Annotated in this window: 9 protein-coding genes; 8 read left to right on the top strand and 1 reads right to left on the bottom strand. The window is 45.9% G+C overall.

The features are described 5' to 3' along the window. Positions 1-721 precede the first annotated feature (721 nt). The 4 genes from QZW47_RS01790 (at position 722) to QZW47_RS01805 (ending at position 5,472) form a co-directional block, all read left to right on the top strand. Positions 722-3,328 carry a PAS domain S-box protein gene (locus tag QZW47_RS01790; protein WP_366930785.1) on the top strand — a complete coding sequence of 869 codons (2,607 nt, stop codon included), beginning with the start codon at positions 722-724 and terminating at the stop codon, positions 3,326-3,328. A 307-nt stretch (positions 3,329-3,635) separates the two neighbouring features. Then, positions 3,636-4,028, top strand: a complete 393-nt coding sequence (locus tag QZW47_RS01795) for a response regulator (RefSeq protein WP_293122858.1) — start codon at positions 3,636-3,638, stop codon at positions 4,026-4,028. Positions 4,029-4,922: 894 nt separating this feature from the next. Continuing rightward, a complete protein-coding gene (locus QZW47_RS01800; RefSeq protein ID WP_293122861.1) occupies positions 4,923-5,138 on the top strand; it encodes a hypothetical protein in 216 nt (71 codons plus the stop codon). A 109-nt stretch (positions 5,139-5,247) separates the two neighbouring features. Further along, positions 5,248-5,472, top strand: a complete 225-nt coding sequence (locus QZW47_RS01805) for a hypothetical protein (protein WP_293122864.1) — start codon at positions 5,248-5,250, stop codon at positions 5,470-5,472. A 308-nt stretch (positions 5,473-5,780) separates the two neighbouring features. On the opposite strand, the gene QZW47_RS01810 is transcribed toward QZW47_RS01805, so the two are convergent. After that, on the bottom strand, positions 5,781-5,924 hold the full coding sequence (locus tag QZW47_RS01810) for a chlorophyll a/b-binding protein (RefSeq protein WP_333271389.1): 144 nt from the start codon (positions 5,922-5,924) through the stop codon (positions 5,781-5,783). 218 nt (positions 5,925-6,142) lie between these two features. Here QZW47_RS01810 and QZW47_RS01815 point away from each other — a divergent pair, with 218 nt between their 5' ends. The 4 genes from QZW47_RS01815 (at position 6,143) to rnc (ending at position 13,777) form a co-directional block, all read left to right on the top strand. After that, positions 6,143-9,379, top strand: coding sequence for a WGR domain-containing protein (locus QZW47_RS01815; protein ID WP_293122870.1), 3,237 nt, complete (start codon positions 6,143-6,145; stop codon positions 9,377-9,379). Between the two features lie 136 nt (positions 9,380-9,515). Beyond that, the gene (locus QZW47_RS01820; protein ID WP_293122873.1) at positions 9,516-11,159 is read left to right on the top strand and encodes an SWIM zinc finger family protein; all 1,644 of its coding nucleotides are present in this window, start codon (positions 9,516-9,518) and stop codon (positions 11,157-11,159) included. A gap of 796 nt (positions 11,160-11,955) precedes the next feature. Further along, positions 11,956-12,747: an NYN domain-containing protein gene (locus tag QZW47_RS01825; RefSeq protein WP_293122876.1), complete on the top strand. Its 792-nt coding sequence runs from the start codon at positions 11,956-11,958 to the stop codon at positions 12,745-12,747. Between the two features lie 313 nt (positions 12,748-13,060). Next, a complete protein-coding gene (rnc, locus tag QZW47_RS01830) occupies positions 13,061-13,777 on the top strand; it encodes a ribonuclease III (protein ID WP_293122878.1) in 717 nt (238 codons plus the stop codon). The last annotated feature ends 2 nt before the right edge of the window (positions 13,778-13,779 follow it).

Below are 13,779 nucleotides of genomic sequence, written 5' to 3' on the forward strand. Positions count from 1 at the left end.
GGCAGTGGACAGTTGGCCGTTGGCAGTGGGCAGTTGTCAGTGGACAGTCGGCAGTTGGCAGGCGAATTCGGAAAATTTTACCAAAAAAAATTGGTTGAAAGGCTCTCCCTTGTAAGGAGAAATTCAAAGCAGACGATTCATTGCTCCAATTGTCTTCCTTGCAGGTAGAGGTCGCCCGGATGCCGTCAACTGTCCACTGCCAAGTCCCAACTGTCCACTGTCAAATGTCCACTGTCAAATGACTAATGTCCACTGTCAAATGACTAATGACCAATGACCTGTTTGAACAATGACCTGTTTGAACAATGACCAATGACTAACATACGGGATAAAAGTATAATTTTTACCTTAAATGCTCGCTATACATAAGTAAAAACCCGATAGTGACAGTTGAGGGCGATCGATTCGGGTAATATTTTTTGCCGAGATTGCCTGCTGGCGGGCGCTGCAAGCGCTAGAAACGGCTCTAGTGGAACTGGTGGCAGGGTATAATTACCCTGAGGTCGTATTTGAGATCAGTCATTGTTTGACCTCACAAACAATTAAAATTTAAGAAGTATAAATTTTTTTTAACTTCTGCCTTCAGCTTCTGTTGATGGCTAGCTCGCTCGCTCGCTCGGCTCGCACCCGATCGCTCGCTGGCGATAAAATTAGTTAGTAGTGAGGACGGAAGTCCTCTGTTTTCTGAGAAATTCAGTTTTGACTGCTAACCGGATAATGGGTGAATTCAATTCTGCATCAAATCATTAGTCATTGGGAATTCATCAAACTAATGAGTCGCATTTTGTTCTTGATCGATCGCCTCCAACAATGTAATTTGCCGATCGCACACCTCAATACCGAGCATGAGGTGACGGTACTAGATGGAAATTCTGAACCATACTCGGAATTTCCGATTCTCCAAATTACTTTTGACTTGTGCATTCTTGACGAGGAAAACTTGGAGCGCATCGGGCCGCTGGTAGAAGCATTAAAAGCAGCAGCGGCTCCGATATTTTTACCGTTTTTGTTGGTTGGTAAATCCCAAATGCCTACTGTTTCCGAGCAGCCGTTAAAGCTGAGTCCAAAAGAACTCGATCGCAGAATAGACGATTGGATACTAAGTCCGGTAGATGCTGCTCAACTTCACTTGCGGGTAGAGAATTTGTTCGCTCGCAGGGAGCTATCCCTAGAAATCCACAGACTTCAAGAAGTAATTAAAGAACGTACTTTTACAGAAAGTTTGTTAATCGACTCGCTGCAAGCGGCAAACGAAAACCTGCAACGGGAAATTGCTAAACGGGCCCAGGTTGAAGCCGCACTGCGAGAAAACTCCTATCTGGACTTGCTGATGAATGCCATGCCAGATATTGCCTGCTTTAAAGATGGCGATGGCAGGTGGCAGAAGGCAAATCAAGCGATATTGGAATTGTTCGAGCTATCAGCAGATGAATACCGCGGGCTGACAGATTGTCAGCTAGGAGAGCTCAGCATTTTTTACCGAGAGGCTCTACAGGCGTGTCAGGTGAGCGATCGCTCCGCGTGGGAAAAAGGTCAGCTTTCGAGGGGAGAAGAAGTGATTCCCCGATCGAACGGTACTGTAAAAATTTACGATGTGATTAAAGTACCCGTATTTCACCCCGACGGCAGACGCAAAAGTATCGTGATTTTGGGTCGCGACATTACCCAATACAAGGAAGCTAGAGACGAACTCGTGCGCTTGGCGTCGATTGTCGAGTCTTCTGACGACGGTATTATCGGCCAAACTCTCGCCGGGACGATTCAGAGCTGGAATGCAGGAGCACAGAATATTTATGGCTACTGCGCGCAGGAAGTCAAGGGGCAGTCGATCGAAATTTTAGCCATTCCCGAACGCCCTAGGGAAATCTCGCAAATTCTGGAAAATATTCGGGGAGGAGCTACGATCGACCATTACGAAACCGTACACTTGCGGAAAGACGGCCAACAGATAGATGTGTCCCTGACAATTTCTCCGATTAAAGATGCCACCGGAGCCGTAACTGGTGTTTCGACAATCGCTCGCGACATTACCGACAGCAAGCGAGTCGAAAAAGCTCTCGAACAACTGCGCCACCAAACAGAAATGATTTTGTTCTCCGCAGGAGAAGGAATTTGCGGGTTGAACAAACAAGGAAAAGTAACTTTTGTCAATCCGGCGGCGGTAAGAATGGCCGGCTGCGAATCGAAGGAATTGATCGATCGACCGCTCTATGAAACCATCAACCGTTCGCACAATGAACGCCCAGGGGCGATCGAGTTGTTGTCACCTGCAACAGACCTCAATTCTGGGTCTGAGCTGGCAACAAACGGCGCCGGAGCGGCCCGTAAGCTGCCGTTGTGGGTAAATTCTCAAATTTTAGAGACTTTGGCAGACGGAGAAGTGAGGCGCGTTACCGATGAGGTGTTTTGGCGGGGAGACGGCAGCAGTTTTCCAGTTGAGTACGTTGTCGCTCCGATGCGGGAACGAGGCGAAATTATTGGAGCTGTGGTGACTTTTAAAGATATCACCGATCGGCTGGCGATCGAGCGCATGAAAGATGAATTCATCTCCGTTGTCAGCCACGAACTGCGGACGCCCATGACCTCGATTCACGGCGCCCTCGGCCTCCTCAACAGCGGGCTGCTGGACGCTCACCCCCAAAAAGGCAAGCGGATGCTGGAGATTGCTGTGAGCAATACTGACCGCTTAGTGCGCTTGATCAACGACATCCTGGATTTAGAGCGGATGGAGTCGAGTTACAGCACCGCCATCAAACAAATTTGCAATGTTGGCGAGCTGATGTTGCAGGCGGCCGACGAAATGCAGGCAATGGCTCAGCAAGCGGGAGTTACTCTGTCGGTGATGCCTGTGGGGGCGCAGTTGCGGGGTGTTCCTGATCGACTAATTCAGGCCTTGACAAATTTGCTTAGCAATGCCATAAAGTTTTCCCCGGCGGGTGGTACAATTTGGCTGAGCGGGGAGTTGACCCAGAATCCGGCCGTAGCAGAAACAGCCGATTTCAACTCGGTTTCGTCCCGGTCTTTTTTGTCTGCTGAGCCTGCCGCCCACCTGCACTTACCGATGAATTCGTTGTCGATCGTGATTGCTGTGAAAGACCAAGGACGGGGCATTCCCGCAGACAAGCTGGAGCTGGTGTTTGAACGCTTTCAACAGGTTGATGTTTCTGATTGTCGCCAAAAGGGAGGTACTGGTTTGGGGCTGCCTATTTGTCGCAGTATCGTGCAGCAGCACGGGGGCCGAATGTGGGTGGAGAGCATTGTGGGGGAAGGCAGCACTTTTTTCTTAAGTCTGCCGGCGATCGGGGAAAAAGTAGCGAGTGAAAGTTAATTTCTACTCGGGTTTACTGGAAGCTATACCCTTTGAGAGTTGAGATTTTAGATTTAAAAATTTAATAATTACGAAAGCCAGATTTGGCATGGGTTGGGCGCAAGTGCTGACAGTTGCGTTGTTTTTTTAACTGATCTGAAAATATACAGTTAAAGAACTGGCACAGTTAAAACTTGAGTACACCGCATTCATGCGGGTCAAAAAAGCGATCGGCTTTGTAATTTCTTTATGGTAAAATAGTTTGCTTTACAAAATATTCACATTTAGGCTCTAGTGTGGGATGATTCAGTTCTAATTCATAAAAAAGATGTTAATTTTGACTGCCAAGCGTATCTTGGTGATTGACGATGCCGAAGATATTCGGGAAGTAGCTCAAGTCAGTCTTGAGGTAGTCGGGGGCTGGGAAGTGCTAACCGCGAGTTCCGGCCGCGAGGGTGTGGCTAAGGCTCTTGCCGAACAGCCTGATGCTATTCTGTTGGATGTGATGATGCCCGACCAAGATGGGCCTACTACTTTTCAACAGTTACAAGCTAATCGTGCTACGCAGCACATTCCAGTAATTTTACTAACAGCTAAGGCTCTCGCTAGTGACAGACGGATGTTCGCGGATTTGGGAGTGGTGAGCGTCATTGCTAAGCCTTTTGAACCGATGTCTTTGGCGGCTCAGGTGGCCGAAGCTTTGGGCTGGAAGGAAGCATAGATCGTCGCGCCCGTTGGTGGCATCATATAGCTTGGCGATCGCTACTTTTGCAGGGAAAGACGTTTAAAAAACAGGGTTTGTTTAGTATGGTGCCTCAGATATATCCGATGCGATCGCACGGGATATCACGCAGGAGGAAAGGCCCGACGGCTTTCCTCCTATCAGTTTAAAACTAAAAACCTTACTTAAGCAAGGTCCGCAAAAGCGGACTTCAGTCCGTTCTCCGAAGAGCGGACTGAAGTCCGCTTTTGCGGACTAACCGTTTTTTGTGATGTTAATCGATCGCACACGAACTCACACCAATCTATCCTATAGCCTTTCTCACTCATGTGAGGTATGTCGGGCATAGGGCATAGGGCATAGGGCATAGGGCATAGGGCATAGGGCATACCTCATGTTTTTGAGAACCGCTATAAGAGGTATTCTTTCTGCGTTGCGAGCAGCAGAAACGAGCTCAGTAGTTTATATAGCAGTTCTCAGAAAGATGAGGTATTAACCAATTAATCCCTCAATCCCTCAATCCCCCAATCTAAAATCTAAAATCTAAAATCAGAACCTGTACCTCACATGAGTGAGAAAGGCTATACACAATAGACTTGGGTTAGCGGTAGTCCGAATAGATGAACGCTCTTTTTTTGCGCTCCGTTAGCCTTTATGCGTTCGGTGAAGGGTCGGAAAGCAATTGCTGTATCTATTTTTCACAGCCTTTGGCCTCTAAAATATTCTGAGCCCAAGCGCACTGGTTCACAGGACAAATATTAAGGTCATCGGAGTATTTGACTTTTTGTAACAACTTTCTTATCTTCATAACTTCTTCAGGTTTTCGCTTTAAGTTTAATCACATCGTCAGGGATTGAGCCTGACTGCCAGCAGACACCTCAGGAGAACATGACTATGCCCTCAGCTTACATTTCGCTACTCGTACTTTCCCTGGTGGCAGTCTGGATTTACTGGCAAACCTCTCAAGATATTTTTGTCCTAGTGGCTTTGGCTGGACTCGGTTGTTTTATTGGGGGTTTCTCTGGCGCTCCTTGGAGCATTCAGCTTTTGATTTTGCTGTCGCTGTTGGGCATCCAAAAGTGGTACTTGCGAAACATTCAGAGTTTTTAGCGAACAGAATTTTTTTATTTTGGTGTCTGGAGTTGAGATGCGCTGGCATTGGTCAATATTTGCAATCAATGTGTTATCGATCCATATCTTAAAGAAGGTTTAAAATATCATGAATAGCTGCCCTTGTTGCTCCTCTCAATTGCTCCGCCACGCTCGCCACAATCGCGTTTATTGGTTCTGCTCGCGCTGCTGGCAAGAAATGCCGGATTTGTCGGAAATGATTTTAGGTAACAGTCTGCGGACTAACAAACGGGAGGGTTTGGTGAAGCTTGCTGTTTTGACTCCTGTTGCGACTCCTAAAGTGAGGATGTTGGATTCAATAGGAATTGCTTAGGAGCGCTGGATTTTGACTGAGGATAAATATTGAAACGAAAAACTTTTTTGATTGTGCCGCTGGTTTTATTTTTTAATAAAAAAAGCTACAATTGCCTTCACTTTTGGTTGAGGGAATTGTAGCTTTTTTCAAAAAAGTTAGGTACAGGCTTTGATTTTAGATTTTAGGTTTGAGATTGAGGGATTGAGCCGATCAATACCTGATATTTTTGAGAAGTGCTGTATTGGTGAGGGGGCGATCGCAGTTGGGATGATATCGATCGCCCGCCACACATTACAGTTCTTGTATATTCTATAGAGTGAAGCTGATTACATCAAACCGATTTGAGCGAGAATGCCTTGACCAGTCAGGAATTCGGTAGCCAGACCGATAACGAAGCCCAGCATTGCCAAACGACCGTTCCAGGTTTCAGCGAACTCTGTGAAGCCTACTTTTGCGTCTTTGTTTTCCATGACCATAAACCTCGTTGTATTTCAACCTTATGTAACTAAACTTAACACAACAAGACAAATATTGCAACATATTTTTACATTTAGTTTTCAAATGCCGGAAATAAGGGGGAGTGGGAGAGTGGGAGAGTGGGGCAGTTTGCACTCAGATAGTCTGCGGAATGTTATGATTGTGCGCGCGGACTAGCCCCGACAAGCAAAGATGATAGTGACAAACAGCGATGGAACTGATTAAGCGGACGGCTCTTTATTTTCAGGACGATCGATCGGATAAAGTATACGAAGTCGATTTGTGTCAGGCGGGCGAAAACCTATACTCAGTCAACTTTCGCTACGGCCGCCGTGCAGCTACTCTCAAGGAAGGCACAAAAACCGATACAGCAGTGCCTTTAGCCCAAGCAGAGAAAGTTTTCGACAAGCTAGTTGCTGAAAAGGTAAAAAAAGGCTATCTCGAAGTTATCAGCGACGCCCCAAGCGCGCCCGATGCAGCGGCAGAACTTCCTCGCGCCGAGACGCGCCAGCAAGCTATTTTGAATAATATCGCTATTGGGGGGAGTCCTAAATGGCCTCTGGAACGGGCTATTTGGCGCGCTGGGGAGCTGAAAATTGCGGAAGCGGGGCGGGGGCTGGTCGCTCTGATCGGCACGGGAGAAGCGCTGCGAGACTACTGTATTGCTTGGAGTTTGGGTTGGTGCGGCGGCGAGGGCGCTGTGGAGGCGCTGACTCGGCTGTATCGGGATGCTGCGACTGCGGAGTTTGTGACGAGAATTGCTTTTGAAGGATTGGTGAAGTTGGCGGATGAGGAAGCGCGATCGCACTTGCGATCGTCCATAATCGAATTGCTACCCCCACAGTTGCGCGAATTAGCCAAAAATGGCAGCGCTGAGGAATTGTCAGCAGCATTAAAAGTTGAACTCGACACCGAAGATAGCAGTCGTTTTGGGGTTCTAGACCGACTTTACCAGATTGGCAGTCCGTTGGTGCGATCGGCATTGCTGGATATCTTAAAAACTGCACCGCTAAAACCGCATTACTTTAAACAAATCCGCCACATCTTCAAAATGGCTGAATACCGCCGCGATGCCGAAGTATTTGCCATTCTCGCCCGCCGCTTTGAAGACGAAAAAGCCATGTACCGCAGCAACAAATACGGCATTCGCATTCCGGGTGATGATTCCGTTTACTTGAGAAACTATGACTGGGAATATAACAACAAAACCAAAGAATACAAACAAGTTGAAACCAATGAATTACTAAACGAAATGCAGAGCCCCAACCCCAGAATTGCCTACAGCAGCAATACTCAGGAATATTTGCTGCGGCGGGTATGGCGGACTCTCAAACAATTAGGCGAAGAGGGAGATGCTGATTATGCAAACATGGCTGTCAGCATTTTGCTGCAATATGTTGATAGCGATGCCGAAGCAGTTTTGCAGAGAACTTATTATCAGTGGAATCGCTCTGAGGGGACTAGCGATGCTGATTATCAATGGGATTTCTCTAATTGGAATCAAATCAGTTATTCATCTGAATGGGATATTTTTGCCGGTTATTTAACATTTAACCGAATTCTCTACGAAAACAGCCCGCGCTATGCTTATTTTACCAATTCCCAAGCATGGCGCTGCAAAGAAGGTTACAAACCCGGAGACCCGGAACCATCCGTGCGAGAAGAAGCTTTCCCGGAAGTTTGGGAACAAAATCCCGATCGACTGTTGCAGCTATTGTTAGAAAGCAACTGCCGCCCGGTTCACCATTTCGCTGTGAAAGCCCTGAAAGCTTGTCCACAATTTTTGGCTGGAATAGATGTCAGTACAATAGTTAAAATTATCGATCGACCTTACGAACTTACCGCAGAATTGGGTGTCAATTTAGTCATTCAAAATCAGTATAACAGATATCCAGACCATCGGGAAGTTATTTTAGCGGTTGTTAACTGCGCGTTTTCAGGCGGGCGGGAATCAGCTTATCAGTGGATTGACGAACAGCGCGATCGTATTTTAGAAGACAGCGAATTAATTGCCGCTTTAGTTACCAGTTTGTACGGAGATACGCGCCAATTTGCCCGCCGTTTGTTAAGCTCGTCAGTTATGAGCGCTCGAACTGCAAAAGTGTTAATTGGCAGAGTCATCGCTCATATACTAGCATTCGAGACAGCATCTATATTGCCGACTGAAACCTCAATTTTAGCAGCAGAAATAGCAGAAATTTTACTGTTTTGTTTTGGGGTACAACTGCGGAGTTTGGGATTAGGTATAGTGTTGGACTTGCTGAGACACCCGATCGCCGAAATTCAGGAATTGGGCGCGACAATTTTGCTCAACCACGAAATCAGTGCCGCTAATTTGCCTCCTGAATTAATCGAATCATTGATTGACTCTCCTTACGAACAAATTCGGGGAATTGGCATCAGGTTGTTCGGTCAACTTTCCGACGCAACGCTGACAGGCGACAAGCGAATTTTGCTAGTAGGAATGGCAGTCAATGCTTTAGCAGACATCCGCAATGCAATCAAGCCTGTAATTCGGCGTTTGGCAGCGGGAAATCCCGAATTTAGCGCTGATTTGGCAGCCGAATTTATCGATGTTTTGATGCTTCCTGAAAGGCACGAAGGAGTGCACGGCTACTTAGTGAATTTGCTGCGGGAAGATTTACCCGGATGGATGCCTAGAATTGATCGAGAAAAAGCTTGGCTACTGCTGAAAGCGAAGTCTTCAACCGCACAGGAATTAGGCGGATTTGTGCTGGTTGAAAATTGCGCGAATTGGGCGGCGGATTTTGATACAATTGAGATTGTCAAACTAGCCAGTCACGAGATTTTATCGGTGCGGGATGCGGCGCGGCAGATGTTTTTGCAAAAGCTAAATTCGATTCGCGCCAATTCTCAAGAAATGCTGTCAGCCGTGCGGTTGCTGGAGGCAAAGTGGGAGGATTCGCGAGAATTTGCTGCGAGGATTTTTCGCACGGAATTTACAGATCAAGATTGGACTCCCGAAATCATGGTTAGCCTTTGCGACAGCATTCGGGAAGATGTGCGGCAATTTGGCAGAGATTTGGTAATTCGCTATTTTCAGGATGAGTGCGGACAAGATTATTTGCTGAAGTTTAGCGAACATCCGTCGGCGGATATGCAGTTGTTTGCGACGAATTATTTAGAAAGTTATGCAGCAAGCGATTCTGAGAGATTGCGGGAATTGTCGCCATTTTTTGTCGCCGTTTTGTCGCGGGTGAATAAAGGAAGAGTTGCGAAACAGCGAGTTTTTGCTTTTCTGGATGCGGAAGCGCAAAAAAGCGAGCAATCTGCAAAGGTGGTAGCAGAAATTTTGACCAGGCAATCGGCTACAATTGCGATCGCAGATAAAGCGACAGCGATTCAAACTATGCTAAAAATTCGCAGGAGTTACCCTCAGCTTGACTTACCAATTCAAATAAAGCCTGTAATTGAGGTGAGGACTTAGTTTCTCAACTAAGTAGATCAGCAGTAAAATACAATAAGTATGTCATTATCTCTCACTTCTCTGACTCTGCGCCCTCTGCGCCCTCTGCGGTTAAATCACTCATAAACAACCGTAAACGATATAACAGGTAAATATTATGGAATTCAACTACTCTTACAAAGGCAGTACCGGAGTCACAGAAAGCGGCAGCAATACCCAAATGTCATTCTCCCCAGACACCAAACGCCCGCCAACTTATTTTATCGGAGAATTGCGTCAAAACGTCGCTTTTCGTGAAGCAATTAGCGCCTTGCACGATGTCGTAGTTTCCGATATGCGCTTCAAACCCAAAGACAAAACAGCTTATAAAGAATGGGTAGCACAACAACAAGAAATCGACTGGCAGCTAGTAGCTTCGCAGCGCCAAGAAGTAGCCAATAAAATTCAGCCACTGCAATCAGAATTAAGCGAATTAACACAATTAAATTTCCAGCGTTTAGCACCTTTTTATCAAGCCAGACAACGATACTTCAACTACCTTTATCAAAAAGATCGCGATGCTTGGTTTGTCCTCGATCCGGTGATTACCGTGCATCCAGATGAGGTATTTTTCGAGTGTTTCAGTCAAGATGAATCGAGTTACGGCCGCCTCAGTGCCAGCTACGAAGTGTTTAAAAATATCAGCGAGTTTGCTTGCGGCACGACTAATATCGATTACTCGGCCGCGCTTTATGATGAATTTCAAAAAATCCGCAGTTACAAGACAACTTCCCTCCAAGTAGATCCCTCGGGTTTTGAAGTTCAGACAGTGAATGAAGAGACTTTTAAAGAAGTTAAAATTGACTTACCCGACAGTTGGGTGAGAGGTTTTTTGCAAGTTAGTTCGGCGATGTCTTTGCCGGCGGTGCGGTTTGATTTGCACCCGATGGATATCCACAATATTTGTTTTATCTTGCGCCGCCACAAGGAGAAACAAAGCCCGCGCAGTATGCGCTACATCCTGAAGCCGGGAGAACCGGTGCGGGTGATTTTCGATCCGTGGGGGACGGAAGTTGTTTGCGCGCGATCGCCCTATACTGGTTCGCAACCACAACAAATTCGCGTTTGGGGAAGGCGCCGCCTTCACATTCTCGAAAGACTGATTCCCGTCGCCAAAAAGTTCACAGTTCACCTGTTGGGAACGGGAATGCCTTCGTTTTACGTCGCCGATTTGGGCGATATGTCATTTACCCTAGGATTGTCGGGATGGAGTGCCAATGATTGGTCGCAATCCGGTAACTTTGATTTAATGGCCCCGCGCGCCGATGTGGATGCTTGGACACAGCAATTAATATTTGACGCGCTCAAAGAAAATTGGGTAGAAACTGCTGACAGTTTGGCAACAAGACTGAAGTTAAATCGGGCGTCAGTGTTGGGTGCATTGAGTGCCTACACGCAAGCGGGAAGGGCAATTTACGATTTGAACAAACAGGTTTATCGAGTGCGGGAATTGAGCCAAGAACCTTTACCACTAGAACGTTTGAGATTTGCCAACGAAAGAGAATCAAAAGCAACTGGATTTTTGAGTGAAAATGCGGTACAAGTGACCGATTTTACCAGCGATTCTGCCGGTGCATTCACTGTGCGAGGCAGTGTCACAGACCGGGAAAAAATATTGAATCCGCACTTGACAATTGATGCAGACGAGCGTATAATTAGTGCAGAATGTACTTGTAATTGGCACCAGCAAAACAAGCTGTACAAAGGCCCTTGCGAACACATTTTAGCACTGCGAATGCAACACGCACGTCAGTGTCAATAACTTAATAAATCGCGCGTTTAAATTGGTAAACAGCCTTGCAATCCGGGCGGTGGATCGCCGTCCTTGCGCTTAGTCTAGACAAGCATCACTAGCCTGCTCTTGACTGTGCGGGGCTTCAGGTACTGTTGGTGTTGCAGTGTGGCTTCTGCGAAGCCAACGACCAACAGTACCTGGCCCCGCTGGAGTTGAGCAGTCTAGTCCTGAGGGGTTTACGAAGGGGCAACCAGTGGCGGCGCGCGATTTTTTATTGAGAATATATAAATATAGCAATCCCAATTTAACTTGCATCTTGACGCGGGCTAGAAGCCCACCCCACAATGGTTTCAGGATTTGCGATCGGGTAATTCAAATTATTTTTACTTGATACTTGACATCCAATTTTGAGGATGCTAGGTTAAAAGACATACAGCTCAGATAGACACCCGCATTCAAAAGCAAAGAGTGTCGGTTAAGTCGTCTCAGCGGTAGGATGTGCAGATTTCGGGTAAGCGTCCTAAAGCCCCGTTGATATAGACATTCAAGTTAATGTCGTTTCAACTGGAATCAATAGGTCAGTTGGCACGACATTTGTTTGAATTTCTATATCAACGGGTTTTTACGACGCCCGCCCGAAATCTGCACATCCTATCGCTGAGACGCTAACCAAGCAACTACAAACTAAATTCATAGTTTGTTATTAGAGGAACTTGTTAAATGGGAAATCTCATTTTTGAGCGAACCCAAAGACAATACTTCTTTGGCTAGATGTGTAATTTATCGATGCTGTCCTCTCAACATAATTGTAGGACACATAAAAATGACGAACAATCATTCAGCAATTGCCAAACAAACAAAACAGTTTCAGCTTTTAGTTTGTATTTACGTCGATCATCAGAACGTACACTTAACTCAATATCTAGCTAGTCAATTGCTAGAATTTGTCAAATCTCAGGGACACTTGATTGACGTAAAAGTCTATTACAATTCACTCGATCCGGCTCAAGTCTTTGCAAAAGACAAGCTAGCAAGCTTTGGTTTTAAATGGATCGATGTTCCCTGTCCTTTAAAAAATAGTGCAGATAATCAATCGATGGTTGATTGTCTTGAGGATATTCACAGCGATCGGTCTCCCGATATAGTTATCCTTGTATCAGGAGATGGGGATTTTGTAAAATTGGTTCTCACTGCACAAAAGTTGGGCAAAAAAATTATAGCCTTTGCTCAGCGAGGTAATGTCAAACAAAGGCTAAAAGAAGTTGTGGGGAGTGACTTCCACTTTCTGGATGAATTGCCTAGCTTGATAGGGTTTAAGACTCAGCCGCAGATAGAAAATAGTCAGTGTCAACTCACTTACAATGAGGCTGTTGAGTATTTGATAGAAGCTATCAAAACAGCATTAAGTAAACGGAAACGCGCAGGATTAGGTTTCATTAACAGTCTAATGTGTCAGCTTTTCCCCAAATATCAGGGAGTAAATTCTGTCTGCAAACATCAAGGAAAAACATTTTCACGCTTTAGCGAGTTGGTTGAGACTGCTGTGAAAGATGGAAAAATCCGATTTCAGGATAACCAATTGTTTGTAATAGAAGCAGATAAAGTATCTGCGTGAAGCACCACGACCCGCCAGGGAATTAATTCCCTGGCTAACAGCTAAAGTCGGTTAAAACCGACTGAAAACAACTTAAAAAATACAATCTTCAGTCCTCTTCAGAGGACTTTTGCTATGAGACAGGGGTTTAAACCCCTGTCGGACTAACGGCAAAAGCCCAAAATATCCGTTAAAATTAACCTCGCCGTAGATAGCAAAAATCCAGTTTATTTGATAAACTAGATTCTCCCAACCAACCGCCATCTGCGGCTGTTTCATGTCCGTCCAAAGAACAACACTAAACTCAAAACAAAATAACAATTATCCAACTCCCATGCAATTAAATAACCAAACAAAAGAGATACAAATTACTCTTCCCGAATTCAACAATGACAAACTCCTGCGTCAAGCACTAACCCATCGTTCCTACGTCAATGAAAACCCCACATTCCGCGAAGCAGATAACGAACGTTTAGAATTTCTCGGTGATGCTTTGCTGACTTTTCTCAGCGGCGAATATCTCTACCAGCGTCACCCAGAAATGGGAGAAGACCAACTTACTCGGCGGCGTTCTGCATTGGTAGATGAAAGACAATTAGCGAGATTTGCTACCGAAATCAGTTTAGACTTAAAAATGCGGCTCGGAAAAGGAGCTTTGCGAGAAGGTGGGATTACTAATCCAAATTTGCTCAGCAGCACTTTTGAAGCGTTTGTTGGCGCTTACTATCTGGACACGCAAGATATGGACAAAGTTCGCGAGTTTGTGTGGCAAATGTTTGATTCTGTTCCCGAAAATGTTGTGGAAACTCGATCGACTGTAGACTCGAAAAACCGCTTTCAGGAGTGGGTGCAGACCAACGGCGACACGACTCCGCCCAAATACGCGACTGTTCAGGTACAAGGAACGCCGCCCCACGCGCCGGAATTTCTCGCTAAAGTGTATGTTGCAGAGAAACTTTATGGAGAAGGTAAAGGCAAAAGTAAAAAAGATGCTGAAAAAATTGCAGCAGAAGATGCACTAGCTAGGCTCAAAAAACGCGGACTGATCTAAAC

The organism is Microcoleus sp. bin38.metabat.b11b12b14.051 (genome assembly GCF_013299165.1).
Lineage (GTDB): Bacteria > Cyanobacteriota > Cyanobacteriia > Cyanobacteriales > Microcoleaceae > Microcoleus.

What these genes read in the sequence shown, in the direction of transcription:
- rnc (WP_293122878.1), top strand. Translation starts at nt 13,061, where the DNA reads ATGCAATTAAATAACCAAACAAAAGAGATACAAATTACTCTTCCCGAA.
- QZW47_RS01795 (WP_293122858.1), top strand. Translation starts at nt 3,636, where the DNA reads ATGTTAATTTTGACTGCCAAGCGTATCTTGGTGATTGACGATGCCGAA.
- QZW47_RS01815 (WP_293122870.1), top strand. Translation starts at nt 6,143, where the DNA reads ATGGAACTGATTAAGCGGACGGCTCTTTATTTTCAGGACGATCGATCG.
- QZW47_RS01800 (WP_293122861.1), top strand. Translation starts at nt 4,923, where the DNA reads ATGCCCTCAGCTTACATTTCGCTACTCGTACTTTCCCTGGTGGCAGTC.
- QZW47_RS01805 (WP_293122864.1), top strand. Translation starts at nt 5,248, where the DNA reads ATGAATAGCTGCCCTTGTTGCTCCTCTCAATTGCTCCGCCACGCTCGC.
- QZW47_RS01810 (WP_333271389.1), bottom strand. Translation starts at nt 5,924, where the DNA reads ATGGAAAACAAAGACGCAAAAGTAGGCTTCACAGAGTTCGCTGAAACC.
- QZW47_RS01825 (WP_293122876.1), top strand. Translation starts at nt 11,956, where the DNA reads ATGACGAACAATCATTCAGCAATTGCCAAACAAACAAAACAGTTTCAG.
- QZW47_RS01820 (WP_293122873.1), top strand. Translation starts at nt 9,516, where the DNA reads ATGGAATTCAACTACTCTTACAAAGGCAGTACCGGAGTCACAGAAAGC.